Annotated in this window: 15 protein-coding genes, 3 pseudogenes and 1 riboswitch; of the genes and pseudogenes, 9 read left to right on the top strand and 9 right to left on the bottom strand. The window is 70.1% G+C overall.

What is annotated here, in order from left to right; genetic code table 11:
- Positions 1-48: 48 nt before the first annotated feature.
- Complete coding sequence (locus OHO83_RS39845; RefSeq protein WP_330280600.1) at positions 49-633, top strand: nucleosidase; 585 nt, start codon at positions 49-51, stop codon at positions 631-633.
- 236 nt (positions 634-869) lie between these two features.
- Entirely contained in the window at positions 870-1,742 is an 873-nt protein-coding gene (locus OHO83_RS39840; protein WP_266676115.1) for a YihY/virulence factor BrkB family protein, read from the top strand.
- Here OHO83_RS39840 and OHO83_RS39835 read toward each other — a convergent pair.
- The 4 genes from OHO83_RS39835 to OHO83_RS39820 form a co-directional block, all read right to left on the bottom strand.
- Positions 1,711-2,877, bottom strand: coding sequence for an alpha-hydroxy-acid oxidizing protein (locus OHO83_RS39835; protein WP_330280599.1), 1,167 nt, complete (start codon positions 2,875-2,877; stop codon positions 1,711-1,713). The genes OHO83_RS39840 and OHO83_RS39835 overlap by 32 nt on opposite strands.
- 166 nt (positions 2,878-3,043) lie before the next feature.
- Entirely contained in the window at positions 3,044-3,586 is a 543-nt protein-coding gene (locus tag OHO83_RS39830) for a TetR/AcrR family transcriptional regulator (protein ID WP_330280598.1), read from the bottom strand.
- A gap of 11 nt (positions 3,587-3,597) precedes the next feature.
- The gene (locus OHO83_RS39825; protein ID WP_330280597.1) at positions 3,598-4,179 is read right to left on the bottom strand and encodes a sugar O-acetyltransferase; all 582 of its coding nucleotides are present in this window, start codon (positions 4,177-4,179) and stop codon (positions 3,598-3,600) included.
- A 79-nt stretch (positions 4,180-4,258) separates the two neighbouring features.
- Complete coding sequence (locus OHO83_RS39820) at positions 4,259-4,585, bottom strand: hypothetical protein (protein ID WP_330280596.1); 327 nt, start codon at positions 4,583-4,585, stop codon at positions 4,259-4,261.
- Positions 4,586-4,906: 321 nt separating this feature from the next.
- On the opposite strand from OHO83_RS39820, the pseudogene OHO83_RS47125 reads away from it, so the two are divergent.
- The 4 genes and pseudogenes from OHO83_RS47125 to OHO83_RS39805 form a co-directional block, all read left to right on the top strand.
- Positions 4,907-5,202: pseudogene (locus OHO83_RS47125) on the top strand (3-hydroxyacyl-CoA dehydrogenase family protein); the annotation flags it as partial.
- Between the two features lie 172 nt (positions 5,203-5,374).
- Positions 5,375-5,598: riboswitch (cobalamin riboswitch) on the top strand.
- Between the two features lie 164 nt (positions 5,599-5,762).
- Positions 5,763-8,087: a 5-methyltetrahydropteroyltriglutamate--homocysteine S-methyltransferase gene (gene metE / locus OHO83_RS39810; RefSeq protein WP_330280595.1), complete on the top strand. Its 2,325-nt coding sequence runs from the start codon at positions 5,763-5,765 to the stop codon at positions 8,085-8,087.
- Positions 8,088-8,121: 34 nt separating this feature from the next.
- Positions 8,122-8,454, top strand: a pseudogene (locus OHO83_RS47120) (tRNA uracil 4-sulfurtransferase ThiI); the annotation flags it as partial.
- A gap of 165 nt (positions 8,455-8,619) precedes the next feature.
- Positions 8,620-10,740, top strand: coding sequence for a SpoIIE family protein phosphatase (locus OHO83_RS39805; RefSeq protein WP_405603767.1), 2,121 nt, complete (start codon positions 8,620-8,622; stop codon positions 10,738-10,740).
- Positions 10,741-11,702: 962 nt separating this feature from the next.
- Here the strand turns inward: OHO83_RS39805 and OHO83_RS39795 are convergent.
- Positions 11,703-11,804 (bottom strand): annotated as a pseudogene (locus OHO83_RS39795) (disulfide bond formation protein DsbA); the annotation flags it as partial.
- A 247-nt stretch (positions 11,805-12,051) separates the two neighbouring features.
- Between OHO83_RS39795 and OHO83_RS39790 the strand changes: the two are divergent.
- The 3 genes from OHO83_RS39790 (at position 12,052) to lysA (ending at position 14,664) form a co-directional block, all read left to right on the top strand.
- Entirely contained in the window at positions 12,052-12,588 is a 537-nt protein-coding gene (locus OHO83_RS39790) for a universal stress protein (protein WP_330280593.1), read from the top strand.
- Between the two features lie 261 nt (positions 12,589-12,849).
- Positions 12,850-13,266 carry an SAV_915 family protein gene (locus OHO83_RS39785; RefSeq protein ID WP_266666970.1) on the top strand — a complete coding sequence of 139 codons (417 nt, stop codon included), beginning with the start codon at positions 12,850-12,852 and terminating at the stop codon, positions 13,264-13,266.
- 9 nt (positions 13,267-13,275) lie between these two features.
- The gene (lysA, locus tag OHO83_RS39780; protein ID WP_329436527.1) at positions 13,276-14,664 is read left to right on the top strand and encodes a diaminopimelate decarboxylase; all 1,389 of its coding nucleotides are present in this window, start codon (positions 13,276-13,278) and stop codon (positions 14,662-14,664) included.
- An 83-nt stretch (positions 14,665-14,747) separates the two neighbouring features.
- Here lysA and OHO83_RS39775 read toward each other — a convergent pair whose 3' ends face one another.
- From OHO83_RS39775 to OHO83_RS39760, 4 genes are all read right to left on the bottom strand, one after another.
- Positions 14,748-16,562, bottom strand: a complete 1,815-nt coding sequence (locus tag OHO83_RS39775) for an APC family permease (RefSeq protein WP_266666974.1) — start codon at positions 16,560-16,562, stop codon at positions 14,748-14,750.
- Between the two features lie 172 nt (positions 16,563-16,734).
- Positions 16,735-19,281 carry a sensor histidine kinase gene (locus OHO83_RS39770; RefSeq protein WP_330280592.1) on the bottom strand — a complete coding sequence of 849 codons (2,547 nt, stop codon included), beginning with the start codon at positions 19,279-19,281 and terminating at the stop codon, positions 16,735-16,737.
- Positions 19,282-19,349: 68 nt separating this feature from the next.
- The gene (locus OHO83_RS39765; protein ID WP_330280591.1) at positions 19,350-20,033 is read right to left on the bottom strand and encodes a response regulator; all 684 of its coding nucleotides are present in this window, start codon (positions 20,031-20,033) and stop codon (positions 19,350-19,352) included.
- A gap of 124 nt (positions 20,034-20,157) precedes the next feature.
- On the bottom strand, positions 20,158-20,826 hold the full coding sequence (locus tag OHO83_RS39760) for a potassium-transporting ATPase subunit C (protein ID WP_329436521.1): 669 nt from the start codon (positions 20,824-20,826) through the stop codon (positions 20,158-20,160).
- Between the last annotated feature and the right edge of the window lie 5 nt (positions 20,827-20,831).

Raw genomic sequence — 20,831 nt, 5'->3', positions numbered from 1 at the left:
CCTGCCCCGGCTGCGGGCCGGCGACCGCCTCGCCGCTACCGTTGCCGCATGGAACTCATAGGTGAGATCACCGCCGGCCGTCCCCTGCTCGTGCTGGCCGTGAAGGAAGAGGCGCAGTTCCTCGACACGGACCTCCCCGTCCTGCTCACCGGCATGGGCAAGGTCAACGCGGCGACCGCGCTGGCCACCGTCCTGGCCCGCGGCCCGCACCCCTCGGGCGTCGTGAACCTGGGTACGGCGGGTGCACTGCGCCCCGGCTGGACGGGCACCCACGTCATCGGCTCCGTGATCCAGCACGACCTGGACAACGCCGTGCTCGCCTCCCTGACGGGCGAGATCTACGGTGCGCCGATCGACCTCCCCGACCACGGCGGGCCCGTCCTCGCCACCGGCGACTCCTTCATCTCCGACGAGGCGGCCCGCGCCCGCCTGGCCGCGCACGCCCCGCTCGTCGACATGGAGGGCTACGCTCTCGCGTCCGCCGCCCAGCAGGCCGGTGTTCCGCTGCGCATCGTCAAGCACGTCAGCGACGAGGCGGGCGACGGCGCGGCCAGGGCATGGCGCGAGACGGTCGCCGACTGCGCACGCGTCCTCGCCGACTGGACCACGCTGAACCTCCCCGTACGCCCCTGATCCGCGACTCCCCGGCAGGCTGCGGAGACGGCGATGAGATGATCGCGGGCCATGTCCCGCGCGCGCCGGCACCCCCGCCGGGGCCGTCGGGCCCCTCCGACCGAGACGAGCACGCCTTGGGAACCCGGCCGACGGCCCAGGTCACCCGAACCGTCCCCTCCCCCGCCACGTCCGCCTCCTCCGGCGCCGAAGGCGACGACGACCACGGCCACAGTCCTGCGCCGGGCGACACGTCGATGTCCTGGCCCCGGCTGTGGGCGGCGCTGCGTCGCACGCCGGTGTCGATGTGGAACGACGACGTGTCGGACTGGGCCGCGGCGTTGACGTACTACGCGATCCTCGCCCTCCTGCCCGCCATGCTCGTGACCGTCTCGCTCATCGGTCTGGTCAGCCCGGCGACGACGGACGCCCTGATCGCGCATGTGACGGCCTGGGCGCCCGCCGAGTCGGGCACCGCCCTGCACGGGACACTGCGCCACATGGCACACGAGCGTTCCGCGGCGCTCACCGTGACGGTCGCCGGCGCCGTCAGTGCCCTGTGGTCGGCGTCGAGCTACTCGGCGGTGTTCCGCCGGGCCCTGCACACGCTGCACGGCGTCCGCGACACCCGGCCCGTGTGGCGCAAGGCCCACCGCATCCTGCTGACCGCCTGCACCCTGCTCGCGCTCCTCGTGGCCAGCGCGCTCGTCCTCGTGCTCAGCGGATCCCTCGCCCGGTCCCTCGGGCACTGGCTCGGGCTCGGCGACACGGTCGCCGCGGCCTGGAACTTCCTCAAGTGGCCTGCCCTGCTGTGCCTGGTGGCGCTGCTCGTCCTGGTCCTGTTCCGCTCGGGGCCGCCCGCCGCCCGAGGGTGGCGGCACGGCCTGCCGGGTGGTCTGCTGGCCGCGCTGATCTGGCTCGTGGCGTCGGCCGGCTTCACGTTCTACGCCTCGCAGCTCGGCACCTACAGCAAGCTCTACGGCTCCCTGGCGGGGGGCGTCGTGTTCCTCGTCTGGCTGTGGGTGTCGAACCTGGCGCTGCTGGCCGGGGCCCAGTTCGGCGTCGAGCTGGACCGGGCCGCGCCCCACGCGCCCGAGGTCAGCGCCGGCGATGCAGCGCCTGCGGAGTGAGGTCGGCGAGCGTCGGGTAGCCGTCGACGGCCATGATCAGGTCGGTCTCCGCGAGCAGGGACCGCAGTACGTGGACGATGCCGTCGACGCCGCCGAGGGCGAGTCCGTAGGCATAGGGGCGGCCGATACCGACCGCCGTCGCGCCGAGGGCGAGCGCCTTGACCACATCGGCTCCGGAGCGCACGCCCGAGTCGAACAGGACGGGCAGACCGTCGGCGGCCTCCACCACGTCGGGCAGGGCGTCGATGGCGGCGAGTCCTCCGTTGGCCTGCCGTCCGCCGTGGTTCGAGCAGTAGACGCCGTCGACGCCGCCGTCCTTGGCGCGTCGTACGTCCTCGGGGTGGCACAGCCCCTTGATGATCAGCGGAAGGTTGGTGAGCGAGCGCAGCCAGGGGAGGTCGTCCCACGTCAGGGGGTTGCCGAAGACGCTCGCGAACTGCATGACGACGGCCTGCGTGTCATCGGCGCGGCCCTGCGGGAGCCGGGAGCGGAAGACCGGGTCGGAGGTGTAGTTGCTGAGGCAGTGGCCGCGCAGCTGGGGGAAGTTGCCGGTGGACAGGTCGCGGGGCCGCCAGCCGGTGACCCAGGTGTCCATGGTGACGACGATCCCCTTGAAGCCGGCCGCCTCCGCGCGGCTGACGAGGCTCTCGGCGAGGTCGCGGTCGGTCGGCGTGTAGAGCTGGAAAAAGCCGGGGGTGTCGCCGAACTCCTTGGCCACGTCCTCCATGGGGTCCGCGGACAAGGTGGAGGCCACCATCGGAACTCCCGTGCGCGCGGCGGCCCGTGCCGTCGCGAGGTCCCCGTGCCCGCCCTGGCCGCAGAGCCCGATCACTCCGATGGGGCACATGAACAGGGGGCTGTCGAGCTTCAGTCCGAAGAGGTCGACGCTCAGGTCCCGCCGGCTCGCTCCGACGAACATGCGCGGTATGAGCCCCCACTGTTCGAACGCGGTGACGTTCTCGCGCTGGGTGAACTCGTCGCCCGCGCCACCCGCGACGTACGACCACACGGACGGCGCGAGCGCCTCGCCGGCCCGCTGCTCCAGTTCCGCGAAGGCCATGGGCAACTCGGGGACGACGCCCCCGAGCGCGTTGAAGTAGATCTCGTGCTGGTAGTCACCGAACTGCTGTGTCATCGCGGCCACCCTCCTCGTCGAACGCCACCGTGTCCTGGCGGTGGCGATCAGACACTAGTGCGCGGGCCGGCGGATGGGAGCCCGTGGGGTGCGGGGTCAGGTCCGCACCCCACGGGCGGCTCGGGGCCCGCCGCGCACCGGGCGTCGGCCGGGGATCGGGCGCAGATCAGCCGGAGGTCATGCGCCGCACGGCCGCCCGGGTGAGTTCGCGGCTCTGCGGGGCGGTGTCGAGGGAGCGGTGCAGGACCAACCCCTCGATCAGCGCGTCCAGCTGGCGGGCGGTGTCCGCGTCGAAGTGCCGCTCCAGGAGGTCGCGGCTGCGGGCCATCCAGGCGTGGGTGAGTTCGCGGTACTCGTCGCGGCGGGCGGCGAGGGCGTAGAGCTCGTGGGTGAGGACGAGATCGCGACGTGAACCTGCGGACAGGGCGTGGATGAGGTCGGTGACGGCTTCGCGGGCCCGCTCGGGGGTGCCGACGTCGGCCAGGTGCCGCTCGAACACCGCCACGATCTCGTCGGCGAACCGGGTGAAGGCCTCGCGCAGCAAGTCATCGATGCCGGCGAAGTGGTAGGTCATCGAGCCGAGCGGCACGTCGGCGCGTAAGGCGATCTTGCGGTGGGAGACCCCGGCGACGCCCTCTTCGGCGATGTGGTCGAGGGTGGCGGCGAGGATGCGCTCGCGCCGCTGCGGGTCCGTGCGTCCGGTGGCCATGGGGGCGCCGGTCAAAGGGTGCGGACGGGGCGGGCGGGGTTGCCGACGGCCACGACGTTCGCCGGGACGCCCTTGGTGACCACGGCTCCGGCGCCGATGACGGAGTTGTCCCCGATGGTCACTCCGGGGCACACGATGACCCCGCCGCCGAGCCAGACGTTGTCGCCGATGGTGATGGGCAGCGCGGCTTCCAGCTTGTCGCGGCGGGGCTGCGGCTCCACCGGGTGGGTGGGGGTGAGGAGTTGGACGTTGGGGCCGATCTGGCAGTCCTCGCCGATGATGATCCGGGCGACGTCGAGTGCGGTGAGGTGGTAGTTGACGAAGGTGCGGGCACCGATGGTGATGTTGCTGCCGTAGTCGACGTACAGCGGCGGCCGCACCTCGACGCCCTCCCCCACGGACTCGAGCAGGTCGGCCAGGATCGGCCGGGCCTTGTCGGCGTCCTCGAGGAAGGCGTCCTGGTAGTGGGCGGCCAGCCGCATCGCCCGCCGTTGACGCCGGGCGATCTCCGGATCGTCGGCGATGTAGAGGTCACCCGCGAGCATGCGCTCCAGGTTCGTCCGCGGGTCGTCGGCAAAGTGGTCCGTCGTCATGCGTACGATCGTACACTCCGGAATGTACGAACGTACGCTCCCGATCGGCGCGCCACTCGGCGCAGGGTGTCCGGCCCGGCTAGCCCGGCTGCCGCATCAGCATGTCCCGGACCGCGATGCCGTAGTGCGTGCGCAGGCGGCGCAGTTCCCACAGACCGACCGCGGTCACCGAGACCGGGGCACCGAGCACGAGCAGTACCCGGAGCGGGCCCGGCACACCCGCGTAGGCACCCGTGAACAGGTCGACGAGCGTCATCTCCCAGACCAGCGCCATGGCCAGCAGCGGCGGCACGGTCTCGTGGATGTCCGCGGTGCGGAAGTGTTCGGAAGCACCGAGTGAGCCCTCCGAGCTTTCCGCTCCTGTGACCGGATCCCGAGAATCGTGCGCGAACTCTTCACGACTCACACGCGCACCTCACTGCAACTCGGCTCCTGCACAGGCGAGTTGGTGCGTGTAGATCAACGGTCGGCATACTCCTGTGAGAGATCGGCGGACCCTCGGGGAGTGGCGGCGCGGGTCTCAAGTGCCATGCGTGCCGACGTACCGTACCGAGGTCTGTGCACGGGTCGACCTCGACACCGTCGTCTGCGAAGCAGATGCCACAGCCGCCGAGGGCGCACGCGACCGAATCGTCACCTCGCTCGAAAAGGCCGCGCGAAAGAGCAAGTTGACGATCGAAGAGGCGCGCACGGCCACGGACCGCATCACCTTCACCGACCTCCTGGACACCTCCTGTCGGCGATCCGCGCGACCGAGTCCGGCTTCGCCAACCCGACCGACGTCGACCACGGCATGGAACTCGGCTGCGCTCACCCCATGGGCCGGCTGTGGCTCGCGGACCTCATCGGCCTCGACACCGTCGCCGCCATCGCGAAACCCCTCTACTAGGAATTCAAGGAACCGCTCTACGCGCCGCCGACACGCTTCAACACATAGTCGAGGCATGCCTGTTGGGCCGCAAGACAGGCCGCTGCTTCCACGAGTACGAGCGAGAAGGCACCGTCAACGACCACCAGGGCTGAGGGGCCCGGGTACCGCATCCGGATTGAGGGCCGGAGGCGGTCGGAGCGCGGGGCGGGAACCAGACCGGATTCCGGTTCCCGCCCCTCTTTCGTGGTCCGACCCTCCGCCGACGTGCCTCACCTCACCATCCGCATCCTGGACCGGTCCGCTCGTGTGTCAGCGGCACCCCGTAGGGTGACCGGTGCAGCTGGTTCGCCCCGTCCGCCAGACGGGATGCGTCGCAAGAGGGAACCCGGTGGGAATCCGGGACTGCCCCGCAGCGGTGAGTGGGAACGACCGCCGTCATACGCACTGGGCCCGAGGAACGGGACCTGGGAAGCGACGGCCAGTAGGAGCCTCGTACGACACGAGGCGCGCCCGCGAGTCCGAAGACCTGCCAACTGCCCGTGCGCGTATGACGCGTGCGCGGACATCCCGGTGACCTCGTGGGCGGGTCGGCGTACATATCGAGCGGATGACCGCGCCTTTGCCGCGCGAGGTCGTGCCGCCGGTCTGTCACTCCCTTCTGGCCGCGTGAGTCTTCGGGATCTCAGGGATACGTCTCTCGAAGGAGAACTCCGTGACCACCAAGACCACAGCCGCGGGAGCACGGGCCACCGTGTACGGCTACCCCCGCCAGGGACGGAATCGCGAACTCAAGAAGGCGATCGAGGGCTACTGGAAGGGCCGCGTCTCCGCCGACGCCCTTCGGGACACAGCCGCCGACCTGCGCCGCAAGAACTGGCAGGAACTCGCCGGCGCCGGCATCGAGGAAGTCCCCACGGGCGACTTCTCGTACTACGACCACGTCCTGGACACCACCGTCATGGTCGGTTCGATCCCCGAACGCCACCGCACAGCTGTCGACACAGACGCCCTGGACGGCTACTTCGCCATGGCGCGCGGCACGCAGGATGTCGCGCCGCTGGAGATGACGAAGTGGTTCGACACCAACTACCACTACCTGGTGCCGGAGCTGGGCCCGGACACGGTGTTCTCCTCGGACTCGACCAAGCAGGTGTCCGAGCTCGAGGAGGCCCTCTCCCTGGGACTCGCCGCCCGCCCCGTCCTGGTCGGCCCGGTCACGTATCTGCTGCTCGCCAAGCCCGCGCCGGGCGTCGCGGCCGACTTCGACCCGCTCACTCTGCTCGACCGGCTGCTTCCCGTGTACGCAGAGGTCCTCGCCGACCTGCGCGCCGCGGGCGCCGAGTGGGTTCAGCTCGACGAGCCCGCACTCGTCCAGGACCGCACACCGGCGGAGCTGAACGCCGCCGCCCGCGCCTACCGCGACCTGGGCGCCCTCAGCGACCGGTCCAAGCTGCTGGTCGCCTCGTACTTCGACCGGCTCGGCGACGCCCTGCCGGTCCTGGCCAAGGCCCCTGTCGACGGTCTGGCCCTGGACTTCACCGACACCGCGGCCGCCAACCTCGACGCCCTCGCCGGCGTCGGTGGCCTGCCCGGCAAGCGCCTGGTGGCGGGCGTCGTCAACGGTCGCAACATCTGGGTCAACGACATGGAGAAGTCCCTCGCCACGCTCGGCACGTTGCTGGGACTGGCGGACCGGGTCGACGTGGCCGCCTCCTGCTCCCTGCTGCACGTCCCCCTCGACGCCTCCCTGGAACGGGACGTCGACCCGCAGATCCTGCGCTGGCTCGCCTTCGCCCGCCAGAAGACCAACGAGGTCGTCACCCTCGCCAAGGGCCTGACCCAGGGCACCGGTGCGATCACCGCGGAACTGTCAGCCAACCGCGCAGACCTCGCCTCCCGCGCAGGGTCGTCCCTGACACACGACCCCGCGGTGCGGTCCCGCGCCGCCGCCGTCACGGACACCGACGGTCACCGCCCGCAGCCGTACGCCGAGCGGGCCGCCGCCCAGCGTGCCCACCTCGGCCTGCCGCTGCTGCCGACCACCACCGTCGGCTCGTTCCCACAGACCGGCGAACTGCGCGCCGCCCGCGCCGACCTGCGTGCCGACCGCATCGACACGGCCGGCTACGAGGCGCGCATCAGGGCCGAGATCCAGGAAGTGATCTCCTTCCAGGAGAAGACCGGCCTGGACGTCCTCGTCCACGGCGAGCCGGAGCGCAACGACATGGTGCAGTACTTCGCCGAACAGCTCACCGGCTATCTGGCCACGCGGCACGGCTGGGTGCAGTCCTACGGCACCCGCTGCGTCCGTCCGCCGATCCTCGCCGGTGACATCTCGCGCCCCGAACCGATGACGGTGCGCTGGACCGCCTACGCCCAGTCGCTGACGTCCCGTCCCGTCAAGGGCATGCTCACCGGGCCCGTCACCATGCTCGCCTGGTCCTTCGTCCGCGACGACCAGCCCCTTGGCGACACCGCCCGTCAGGTCGCCCTCGCCTTGCGGGACGAGGTGAACGACCTTGAGGCGTCCGGGACGTCAGTGATCCAGGTCGACGAACCCGCGCTACGCGAGACGCTCCCGCTGCGCGCCGCCGACCACGCCGCCTACCTCGCGTGGGCGACGGAGGCGTTCCGCCTCACCACCAGTGGCGTCCGCCCGGACACTCAGATCCACACCCACATGTGCTACGCCGAGTTCGGGGACATCGTCCAGGCCATCGACGACCTCGACGCCGACGTGATCAGCCTGGAGGCGGCCCGCTCCCACATGCAGGTCGCACATGAGCTGGCAGAGCACGGCTACCCGCGCGAGGCCGGACCCGGCGTGTACGACATCCACTCGCCCCGCGTACCGAGCGCGGAAGAGGCAACCGGCCTGCTTCGCAGGGGACTTGAGGCGATCCCCGCCGAGCGGCTGTGGGTCAACCCCGACTGCGGCCTGAAGACACGCGGCTGGCCCGAGACCCGCGCCTCCCTGGAGAACCTCGTCGCGGCGGCCCGCACCGTCCGCGAGGAACTCGGAGCGTCCGCGTCCTGATCCTGGGCACGCCCAGCTCGGCCGGGGCACCGCGGTGCCCCGGCCCGGCACGTCGTACGACTCCCCCGTCGCCGCCCACCGCGCCATGCGCCGGGGCCTCGTCTGCGATTTCGTACACTTCAGCGGCGCCCCGTACACGAATCCCTCGTCCGTCTACAGGGCGTACGCACCGGCCCGTGAGCCGAACCGGTTCCAGCCACCTGACAGTCTGCACATGCTCGCGCTCGGCACAGCACACAAGCAACTCGCCATCGCGGGTGCGGGCCGCCTCCAGGTCATGGCGCGGCGCCGGCTGATGGTCCGGGCGGCTTCGGCCCTGGCCACGCGCACCGGGGCGGAGGCCCTGGTCACCGCCGACAGCCTCGGACAGGTCGCCAGTCCTTCCCGTGCAGGCCCGCGCCACGCGAACGGGGTGTGTTCTCCGGTGGTCTGGGTGACCATGGAAGTCGAAGCCGCCGGCAGGCGCAGACAGGCCGCGCCCCAGTCCGAGGGGTGGCTCATGTGGCGTCGGCGGGCGGAAGGAGTGCCAGCGATGAGCGAAGCCGAATGGCCTCCCCCCGACATCAGCCAGGTGTTCAGCAGCCGAGCGAGCGGCGAACCATCGCAGCCGAGTGGGTTGCTGGACCTTCTGGGAGTGGCGGCAGTGCTGCTGGACGCCGAGGGCCGGGTCGTCCTGTGGAGTCCGCAGGCCGAGGAGCTGTACGGCTACACCGCCGAGGAAGCGCTCGGGCAGTACGCCGCACAGCTGCTCGTCCCCGAGGAGCACTGCGACTGGGTGCTCAAGAAGTTTGCCGAGGTCATGGAGTCGGGCCGGAGCTGGGATGGCACGTTCCCCGTCCGGCGAAAGGACGGCGGCACACGACTGGTGGAGCTGCGCAACATGCGGCTCCTGGACGACCGCGGCGACTTCTACGCGCTTGGGCTGGGCACCGACGCGCCCACACTGCGCGAGGTGGAGCGGGACGTAGCCCTCTCCACCCGGCTGATCTCCCAGTCCCCCATCGGAATCGCAATCTTCGACTCCGACCTGCGGTACATGGCCGTCAACCCCGCGATGGAGCAGATGCACGGCATCCCCGCGAAAGACCACCTCGGCCGCCACTACCGCGAGATCATGAAAGCTGCGAAGTTCGAGATGCCCGAAGCCGCGATGCGGCAGGTCCTCGACAACGGGATGCCCCTGATCGACCAGTCCACCATCGTCGGCCACAGCCCGGCCGACCCGGCACCGCGCCTGCACGCCTGGACGATCTCGGTCTACCGGCTCGAAGACACCCAGGGCCGCGTGCTCGGGGTGGCCGAACTTGTCACGGACGTCACCGAGCGTTACCAATCGGCCAAGGAGGCGACCGCGACGCGGCGGCGTCTGGCCCTGATCGCCGACGGCTCCGCCCGTATCGGCACCACCCTGGACGTCGCACAGACCGCCCGGGAGCTGGCCGACGTCACCGTTCCCGAACTCGCCGACGTGGTCTCCGTCGACGTGCTCGACTCCGTCATCGACGAGCACCGGCCTCGCACCAGCGCCGGTCCCGCGTTCTTCCGCGCCCTCGCACTGAAGGCCGCCCACCCCACCGAGGCCCTCCAGGCCGCCGATCCGCCCGGCCACATCGCCGCGTACGACGACGACCGCGTGGCCACCCGCTGTGTGCGCACCGGCCGGCCCATCTTGATCCCGCACGCCGACGGAAACGACCTGACATGTATCGCCCGCGACGACCACGCCGCAACGCTGCTGGCCCGCGCCGGAGTGCACTCCTACATGGCCGTCCCGCTCATTGCTCGCGCCACCGTCCTTGGCTTCCTGGGGCTGACCCGCGCCCGCGACCCACGGCCCTTCGACGAGGACGACCTCGCCATCGCCACCGAACTGGCCTCCCGCACCGCGGTGTGCATCGACAACGCCCGCGCCCACCAGAGCGTGCGCAACGCCGCCGAGACCCTGCAGCGCAGCCTGCTCCCCCACCATCCACCCCACCTGCCCGGCCTGCAGGTCGCTTCCCGGTACCAGCCCGCACAGGCGGCCTACGAAATCGGCGGCGACTGGTACGACATCCTCCCCCTGGGCGGCGACCGGACGGCCCTCGTCGTGGGCGACGTCATGGGCAGCGGTATCGACGCCGCCGCGACCATGGGCCGTCTGCGCACCGCGACCGCCGCCTTCGCCGGCCTCGACCTCGACCCCACTCGCGTCCTCGAACAGCTCGACACGATCACCTCCGGACTGGAGCCATACATCGCCACCTGCCTCTACGCCGCCTACGACCCCCACCGTGGGGAGTGCCGCATCGCCAACGCCGGCCACCTGCCCCCCGTCCTCGTCCGCGACGGCGGGCATCCCCAGCTGCTCGACGTGCCCACCGGCACCCCACTCGGCGTGGGTGGCGTCCCCTTCGAGACCACCACTGTCAGCCTCGACCCGGGTGACCAGCTGATCCTCTACACCGACGGACTGGTCGAAACGCGCCACCACCCCATCGACGAGCGCCTCGACACGCTCCTGCGCGTTCTGGAAGCACTCGACTGCCCTCTGGAAGAAACCTGCGACCGGCTCCTGCACGATCTCCGGCTGCCCGACGACCACGACGACGTCGCCCTGCTGATCGCCCGCAGCCAGCCGTTCGCGCCAGACGGTAAGCAACGTCCCCGCTGATCCGACGCAGCAGATGACCGCCCCCGCCAACAGGCCACCGTCGGCGGAGGCGGTCTGGTGCCCAGACGACTTGTCTTCTGAACTCGGTGAGGCGGAGGCGTTGTTGAGGCGTCGGGTGGACCGAATCCACGGCGGATACCAGCGAAGCGGCCAATCCCGGCCGCCCCGCACGACGCGCGACATCGACTGGCCGCGTTCGGGCAGTGGCTGCGTGACGCCTTCGTTGTGGGTGCCGATACATCATCCGTGCTGGTCAAGCGGCATGTTCGTACGCGTGGAGAGTGCCGCCGAGCCGATCTTTTCGGCGGATGTCCAGACGCGGGATCTGCCCTGGTTCGGTGATCGGTTCGGGCAGCGAGCGGAGGGGAGCGGCCTGACGCAGGGCCCGGTGCGGCCGATGCCGGATCGCTTACGCCTGCCCACCTGCAGTGATGACGTTCCGAGCCCGACAGCGGGCGCCCGCGCCGCTATGGCACACAGGTGGCGGCATGGCGTAACACAACGTGGATCAACGACCCGGCCAGGGTTGGGAAGCCCCCACGGACTTCACAGCGTCACGACTGTCTCACCGGACTTGAAATCTTCCGCAGCGGCAGCGAAGGCAACGATGGCCGCACTGAGACACCGAAGAGTCGGAACCCGGATCCGAACCGGACGAACTGCCCTTACGAGCCCGGCGATTACCAGCCGCCGCCATGGGCGGTGCAGACCGCGTACCTGGACGCGGGCGGAGTGGCACAGGCCCAGGCCGCGCGGCGTTCACCACGGCGTCGCCCGGCACGAAGTTCAGCGGTTGTGTGCGCCGGCGGCCGGCCGGCCGTCGCAGGAGACCCGCGCCGCCACGGCACCGGCTGTCGCACCGAAAAGGCCGCGATGCTTCTGCCCACCGCACCGGTCGGTCCACCCTGTCACGCTCCGATCGGGCAACGCGCCCCGGTCGGCAGATGGAGGGGATTTCCGTCTCAGTCGAAGAGCGGGCCGACAGTGCGGCCGCGCTTGATCTCGTAGAAGCCGGGCGTGGTGACGACGGCGAGGGCGCCGTCCCACAGGCGTGCCGCGGAGTAACTCGGTGGCACGGGCCAGCTGGTCGGCGACGTCACGGGAGTACGCCCGTATCTCAGGACCGACGCAGCGCATCGGGTTCGGTCGCGAGTACCTGGCGGACAACGCGCGGCGTCAGGAGAGTGTTATCAACCCTCCGCCCGACATCAGGTAGTCGCCAAGAGTGTCGCCATGCAGCGCCCCGGGCCCTTCGATGGAACTCGGATGGCTGTCATGTCTGTGTGGGTGCATGCCGAGGGGTGATCGACTATGCGCAAAGCCGAGAGGCGACGCATCATTGCTGGAGTGAGTGGTTCGCTGGGGAGCCTGGCGGCGCTGCACCGAGCAGCAGACGAGGCCCGTCGTCACCATTGCGAGCTGCTGGCGGTACTGGCCTGGGAGCCTCCCGGCGGTGAACTCGCTCACCGGCGCTCTCCGTTCCCGTCACCAGTCGCCGACTTCCGTAAGGACGCGGCGGATCGACTTCTCTCCGCGCTGCGCACGGCGTTCGGCGACGCAGGGCCCAGGGTTCCCTTCCAGGGCCTTGTCGTACGGGGCGCACCGGGGCGCGCACTGACTGAGACCGCCGACCGCGTCGACGACCTCATCGTGATCGGCGCGGGGTGCCGTGGCAGGATGCGCCGCGCTCTGTTCCCATCGGTCGCCAGGTACTGCGTCGCACACGCCACCTGCCCGGTACTGGCCGTAGCGCCCTCGCCTCTGCAGAGAGAACTCAATTCCGTCCACCGACGCATCAGCCTGCGTCTGCCGATCGATACGCGGGAGCTGACGAACGACAGGTCCTGAGCGGGCGGGGCACGTTCCTGCCTGCCTGTATGTCCCACCGCAAGTCCGCCCCCTCAGTCCTGGCGGCGCTGCCCAAGAACATCAGTGCATCGCTGACCCGGAGTGCCGTTCGCCATCAGCATCGCGTTATGGGTACGGGGTTTCACGTCAGGTATCCGTCAGCGTGGTGGCCTGTCCCCGGCCAGGCGGGCATAGCTTCAATGCAGCGCCCGGGCAGATTCCGCCGGACTGCGCACGTCGCCTTCTTCGAGGAGCAGCACCATGTCTCCAGTCGAGTATTCCGAGGACCCAGAGCCCGCTGAACCGGTCCCGGCCGGACTTCTCCACGTCCCTGTCCGGTCGGGGCCCGCGGGCTGTACGGCCCGGTTCTTCCGAACACCGCTGGGTGGCCGCACGGCCGTCGGATTCACGTCGGCGGCCAAGCTCGCCGCCACTCTGGGCACGGACCAGGCCAGCATCAGGCTCTCCGAACCAGCGTTGCGTGCACTCGCCGCGCCACTGGGCGTCACGGCCCTCACCGTCGACCCACCGTTCTCAGCTCCGGCGGCCGACCGCACCACGGCAGCGATCCGTGAGCGTGAGAACTCCTGGCGCCGCTGGCATCCCCAGCATGTCGGCGCCCTGCGGGTGACCGGCGCCGCCGCCGTCGTCACGTGTCTGAACCTGCTGATCGGCTGAGGAGGCTCCATGTCAGTCCCCGTTTCGCCGCCCCGCGCGGCCTCCCTTCCGTCATCGGTGCCCTCGGATGCCCAGGAACTGTCCCGGCTCCTGGGCGACACCGACGGTCTGTCGGTCTGGCCCCGCTCCACCCGCCTCGAGGCCGACGGAGACGTCTCCGTCGGCGGGGTCTCCCTGACCGAGGCGGCCGAGCGCTTCGGCACCCCCGTCTACGTACTCGACGAGCGGGAGGTTCGAACACGTTGCCGCACGTACCGCACGGCGTTCCCCGACGCCGACGTCGTCTACGCGGCCAAGGCGTTCCTGTGCCGCGCAATGGCGCACTGGGTGCAGGAAGAGGGGCTGGGCCTCGACGTGTGCTCCGCCGGGGAGCTCGCGCTCGCCGTCACCACCGGCTTCCCCCCGGAGAAGATCGTGATGCACGGCAACGCCAAGAGCCCCGACGACCTGCGCACCGCTCTCCGCCTCGGGGTCGGACGCATCGCCGTGGACAGCGCCTCGGAGATAGCGCGTCTTGCCGCGCTCACACCCACCGGCACCCGCCAGAAAGTCATGGTGCGCGTGGTGCCCGGCATCGCGGCCGGCGGGCACACCAAGATCCGCACCGGCACCGACGACCAGAAGTTCGGACTGTCCATCACGGACGGATCCGCGCAGCATGCCGTCGCCCGGATAATCGACCAGCCTCATCTCGAACTCGTAGGCCTGCACTGCCACATCGGGTCGCAGATCGCTGCCGTGAAGCCGTACGTCGCGGCGGTACGGCGTGTGGTCGGGCTGATGGCCAGGATCCGCGACCAGCACAACGTCGTCCTCCCCCAGCTGAACATCGGCGGCGGACACGCCATCGCCTACCGGCCCGGCGAGGAGAGCATGAACGTCGGTGTCCTGGCAGGACGCATCCGCGCCGAGCTCGAGGACGGCTGCGCACGGGCCGGGTTGCCCGTGCCGCGGCTCACCCTGGAGCCGGGCCGCGCGATCGTAGGACCGGCCGGGGTCGCCGTCTACCGGGTCCTCGCCGTCAAACGCACCGGGGACCGCACCTTCGTCGCCGTCGATGGCGGCATGAGCGACAACCCCAGGCCCGCGCTGTACGGGGTGCGTTACGCGCCGCGGCTCATCGGCCGCCCCTCCAGCGCCCCACCGCGGCTGATGACCGTCGTGGGCCGGCACTGCGAAGCGGGCGACATCCTGGCGGACGAGGTGGCGCTCCCTGGTGACGTGCGGCCCGGTGATCTCCTCGCCGTACCCGCGGCCGGCGCCTATCACCTGTCCATGGCCTCCGGTTACAACCTCGTCGGCCGCCCGCCCGTCGTCGCGGTGTCCGACGGCATCGCTCGCGTCCTCGTACGCCGTGAATCGATGGACGACATGAGCCGCAGGGACGTAGGCCTGTAGGCGGCCCAAGTCCCGTGTCCGTCCGCATGGATGCGCTTTCCGCCGAGGCTTGTCCAGGCGGACACCGCTCGGCGTATGGGCATTCAGATGCACAGCCGGTACGGCACGACACACACCACGACGTCGGTACGGGCCCTCAGTGCGGCCGCGAGCAGGAGGCCGCGCTGGTTCTGGAGGATCTGGTAGCGGCGGTGGAGGGGCTCCACCTCGGGAATGAGGACGGCGATCTGCCGTCCTCCCTCCGCCGCCCGCAGGACGTAGTCGACGATGGGCTGCACGAGAGAACGATGCGGACTGTCGATGATCTCCAGTCGGACGCCGGGCTGCCAGCGCGCCCAACTCTCCTGCAAGGCACGGGCCTTGGCGGGGTCGCCGTGCACGGCGACGGCGACGACATCGTGGCCGAGGGCGCGGGCGGCCGTCAGCGCGAGCTGGGTGAGTTTGCTGACCTCGCCGACCGGCACGATCACGAGGGAGTCGGTGACACGCACCGGAGGCGGCACCTCCCCGAGCCCCAGCTCCCGGCCGACCGCCGTGTAGTAGCGCTGGACGCGGGCGAACAACAGCATCAGCAGCGGCACCGCGACGACCACCACCCAGGCCCCCTCCAGGAACTTGGTGGCCAGCAGGACGATGAGCGCCACTGCGGTCAGTACCGCGCCGACCCCGTTGAGCACCGCACGCCGCAGCCAGCCGGGCGGGCGCTGCGCCGTCCAGTGCCGTACGAGCCCGATCTGGCTGATGGTGAAGCCGATGAACACACCGATCGCGAACAGCGGGATCATGCGGTGTGTGTCCGCGTTCACGGCGATCAGCAGCAGAGCCGCGAGCACGGCGAGGGCCACAACTCCCCACCGATAGACGGGGCGTTCCGTGCGCAGCCCGAAGAGATGCGGCAGCCGGTGGTCCTTGGCGAGCAGGCTCATCAGGACCGGTAGGCCGCCGAAACTCGTGTTCGCGGCGAACGCGAGCGCAAGGGTGACAATGAGATTGGTCGCGTAGTACGGCCAGCCCGTCCCGTACGAGCCGGCCGTGAGCTGCGCGAGAACGGTCACTCCGCCGCGCGGAGCCACATGGTCACGGCGGATCAGTACGGCCAGCCCGATCAGCATCAGCCCGAGCAGCGCGCCCAGCATCAGCTCGGTGCGCTGTGCCCGCTTCACGCGTGGCTCGCGAAAGGCAGGCACGCCGTTGGCGATGGCCTCCACACCGGTCAGCGCCGAGCAGCCGGAGGAGAATGCCTTCAGGAGCAGAAGTACCCCCAACGCGTCGGTGGCATGGACGGGTTGGGCGGTGCCCACGACCTCCGCGGGGTGGCTTCGCAGCAGACCGAGGACGATGATGCCGAGGATGCTCACGATGAACAGCACGGTGGGCAGCATCAGCACCCTGGCGCTCTCCGCCACGCCTCGTAGATTCACGAGGGTGAGCAGCGCGAGCCCGGCGAGACAGATTTCGAGCAGATATGAGCCGAGCGAAGGAAACGCGGAGGCGAGACTGGCCGCGCCCGCCGCCAGGCTGACGGTCACGGTCAGCACATAGTCCACGACGAGACTGGCCGCCGCGAGGTAGCTCGTCCTGGGACCGAGATCCTTCTTGGCCACCGCGTAGGCGCCACCACCGTCCGGGTGAACGGCGATCACTTGGCCGTACGACACGACGAGCACCGCCAGCAGTGCGGCGATGACCAGCGTCACCGGCAGCGTGGCGGTCAGGGCCCCGGTACCGGCCGCGATCAGGACGAGCACGATCGCCTCGGGTCCGTATGCGACCGAACTCAGCGCGTCCAGGGAGAGCGCGGCGAGCCCCTCGATACTGGTCAGGTGGTGGCGTTCGCCCTCCCCGGGCTGCAACGGAACTCTCGGCCGCAGTTCGCGGCGGGCCAAGCCGAACGTCATGGGGGACCTCGCGGTGCAGGTGCAGCAGTATGGGAGCCGTGCGAGGCCAGTGTCATCGGGCCTTACGGCGAGGCGCGTCAAGGACGCGCCAAGGCCGCACACTGCGACAGGGAATCCCTGTGCCGAGTGGCGCTGTAGGTGCCTTAGGGCCGCGTGACCGGGCCCTTGGCGGCTAGGAGGCGGTGGTCGCGGGAAGGTCGGGGCCGGCCGGCTGAAGGCCGGACGCGGTCGGCAGGGTGAGGACCATGGTGAGGCCACCGCCTGGGGTGTCCTCCGCGCCGAGTGTCCCGCCCATCGCCTCGGCGAAGCCGCGGGCGACCGCGAGGCCGAGGCCGACGCCCGCCCCGCCGGGGGCGTCGCCGTAGCGCTGGAAGGGCTCGAAGATCCGGTCCTTGGCCTCGTCGGGGACGCCGGGGCCGCGGTCCACCACCCGTACCTCCACCCGGTCGGCGATGGCGCTCGCGGACACCAGGACCCGCTCGCCGGAGCGGCTGTACTTCACCGCGTTCTCAACGAGGTTGGCGACCGACCGCTCAAGAAGGCCCGGGTCAACGGTGACCATCGGCAGGGTCTCCGGGATCTCCAGCTCCACGCTGCCCTCAGGAACGCCGCCGAGCGCCATCGGCACCACCTCGTCGAGGTCGATCTCGCGGACCAGCGGAGTGACCGTGCCGGTCTGCAGCCGGGACATGTCCAGCAAGTTGCCCACCAGGTGGTCGAGGCGGTCGGCACCGTCCTCGATACCCTCGAGCAATTCCGCATGGTCCTCCTCGGACCATGCCACGTCGTCGGACCTCAGCGAGGAGACCGCTGCCTTGATTCCGGCCAGTGGCGTGCGCAGGTCGTGGCTGACGGCGGCCAGCAGCGCGGTGCGGATACGGTTGCCCTCGGCCAGCGTGCGGGACTGGTCGGCCTGGGACTGCAGCCGCTGACGGTCCAGGACCACGGCGGCCTGGGCGGCGAAAGCGGCCAGGACCCGCCGGTCCTCTGCCGGCAGCACTCGCCCGGACAGCGCCAGCGCCATGCGGTCACCGACCGGCATGTCCACGTCCGCGTCCTCGGGACGCTGGACCACCGCGCCCGTACCCACGCTGCCCGCACAGGTCCACGGATCCACGTCGCCGGCCCGCTCCAGCAGCGCCACCGACTCCATCCCGAAGGTCTCCCGCACCCGTTCGAGCAGAGCCTCCAGGCTGGTCTCTCCGCGCAGCACACTGCCCGCCAGGAAGGAGAGGATCTCCGACTCGGCTCGCAGCCGGGCCGCCTGATGAGTACGCCGGGCGGCGAGGTCCACCACGGAGGCCACCGACACGGCGACACCGACGAAGATCGCGATCGCGACGACGTTCTTGGGATCGGCGATGGTCAGGGTGTGTACGGGTGGGGTGAAGAACCAGTTCAGCAGCAGGGACCCCACAAGTGCCGATGCGAGCGCCGGGTAGAGCCCGCCCAGCAGGGCCGCGGCCACCGTCAGCGCGAGGAACAGCAGCATGTCGTTGGCCAGGCCGACTTCGGGGGCGACACCGGTGAGGAGCAGAGTGAGGAGGGCGGGGCCGGCCACACCGGCCAGCCAGCCCCAGATGACCCGGGACCGGCCGAGGCGCGCACTCCGGGCGACCGGCAGACCACGCCCCTTGCCCGCCTCGTCGTGCGTGATCAGGTGGACGTCCAGGTCCGGGCCCGAGTCCCGGGCGACGGTGGCGCCGACGCCCGGCCCGAAGACGTACTGCCACCCCTTGCGGCGGGACACCCCGAGGACGATCTGGGTGGCGTTGACTCCGCGCGCGAAGTCCAGGAGTGCGGTCGGGACGTCGTCCCCGATGACGTGGTGGAAGGTCCCGCCCAGGTCCTCCACGAGGGTCCGCTGGACCACCAGCTCCTTCGGTGACGCGGAGGTCAGACCGTCGCTGCGGGCGATGTAGACGGCCAGTACCTCACCGCCCGCGCCCTTCTCCGCGAGCCGCGCGGCCCGGCGGATCAGCGTACGGCCCTCGGGGCCACCGGTCAGACCCACGACGATCCGCTCGCGCGAGCCCCAGATCTTCGAGACCTGGTGCTCGCTGCGGTACTCCGTCAGATAGGCGTCGACCCGGTCCGCCACCCACAGCAGGGCCAGCTCGCGCAGCGCGGTCAGGTTCCCGGGGCGGAAGTAGTTCGACAGCGCCGCGTCGACCTTGTCGGGCTTGTAGATGTTTCCGTGCGCCATCCGCCGACGCAGGGCTGGCGGCGACATGTCGACCAGTTCGATCTGGTCGGCCCGTCGCACGACCTCGTCGGGGACGGTCTCGCGCTGCCGGATACCCGTGATGGACTCGACGACGTCGCCGAGCGACTCCAGGTGCTGGATGTTGACCGTAGAGATGACGTCGATGCCGGCCGCAAGCAGTTCCTCGACGTCCTGCCAGCGCTTGTCGTTGCGCGAGCCGGGGATGTTGGTGTGCGCGAGCTCATCGACCAGGGCCACCTGGGGGCGCCTGGCGAGCACCGCGTCGACATCCATCTCGGTGAAGACGCCGCCCCGGTATTCCAGCTCCTTGCGAACGACCTGCTCCAGGCCGTGCAGCATCACCTCGGTGCGCGGCCGGTCGTGGTGCTCCACGAAGCCGACCACACAGTCGGTCCCCCGCTCGACGCGACGGTGCGCCTCGGACAACATCGCGTAGGTCTTTCCGACGCCCGGTGCCGCACCGAGGTATATCCGAAGCTTGCCGCGTGCCATCTTCTCGTCTCTTCGTCTCTACGGGCGGAGGCCGTGGGAGTGCTGGGGCCGGTTCACGAAAGCTCGCTTCAGCTCTCGAAGCGGTATCCCATGCCGGGCTCGGTGATGAGGTAGCGCGGGTGGGCGGGGTCCATCTCCAGTTTGCGGCGCAACTGGGCCATATAGACGCGCAGATAGTTCGTCTTGTTGCTCTGGGACGCGCCCCAGACCTCCTGGAGAAGGTACTTCTGCGTGATGAGTCGCCCGGGGTTGGTGACCAGGATCTCCAGCAAGTGCCATTCGGTCGGGGTGAGGCGTACGTCGTGTCCACCTCGGCTGGCCTTCTTCGCGAGCAGGTCGATGGTGAATTCATCGGTCGTGACGAGGACGATGTCCGGGGCGAGCGGAGCGGCCTCGGTCCGGCGGACGGCCGCCCGCAGCCGGGCCAGCAGTTCGTCCATGCTGAACGGTTTGGTGATGTAGTCGTCAGCGCCCGCGTCGAGCGCCGCCACCTTCTCGTCGGAAGCGCGGCGGGCGGAGAGCACCAGGATCGGTACACGGGTCCAGCCGCGCAGGGCCTTGATGACGTCCGTGCCGTCCATGTCGGGCAGGCCCAGGTCGAGTACGACCGCGTCGGGCTGGCGCGCGGCGGCAAGGCGCAGTGCGGTGGCTCCGTCGGGCGCCGGGTCCACTCCGTATTGGCGGGCCTGCAGGTTGATCACGAGGGCCCGGACGAGCTGAGGATCGTCCTCCACCACCAGCACCCGAGTCATCGGTGTGCGCCTTTCCTCTTGTACGGAAGGCCGGAGCCTGCGGAACCTGTTTCATGGCTACGGGAGTTGACGCATCGGGGGTGTCGCCCCGTACGCCAACTCCCGCGTGGTGCGCATAAGGCCATCAGCTCTTCGCCACAAGTTCCTTGAGTGCGACGTTGAGTTCGAGGACGTTGACGCGGGGCTCGCCCATGAAGCCGAGGATCCGGCTGTCGGTGTGCTCGTCGACCAACTTCTGCACCTGGGCGACGGAGAGGTGGTTCCTCTCCGCGATGCGGTGGACCTGGAGGTCGGCGTAGTCCGGGGAGATGTCGGGGTCGAGACCGGAGCCGGAGGAGGTGACGGCGTCGGCCGGCACATCCGCCTTCCTCACCTTGTAGGTGGCCGTGGAGTTGTCCTTGATGACGGCCTTCTGTGCGGCCTCGACCTGGTCGATGAGGTCCTTGTTGTCGCCGGACAGGTTGGTGGCTCCGGACAGGATCAGCTTGTACTGGGTGTTGACGCTGTTGGTCCCCAGTCCGTTGGAGGGGCGCGGCTGGAACCACTTGAGGTCGGGTTCCGCGGTCTCCTGACCCTTCTTGAGCGGCAGGTCGTAGCGCTGGCCGATGAGAGACGAGCCGACGACCTTGCCCTCGGACTTGATCTCGGAGCCGTTGGCCTTGTTATGGAAGACGGCCTGCGCGACGCCGGTCACGGCGAGGGGGTAGATCACGCCGCAGACGACGGTCAGGACGAGCAGCGCACGCAGTCCCGCCCACAGCAACCGACCTGTGTTTGCCACTGAGTTGTTCATCGTGA

The organism is Streptomyces sp. NBC_00569, from assembly GCF_036345255.1.
Taxonomy (GTDB): Bacteria; Actinomycetota; Actinomycetes; order Streptomycetales; family Streptomycetaceae; genus Streptomyces.
This window is presented reverse-complemented; position numbering and strand designations above follow the sequence as displayed.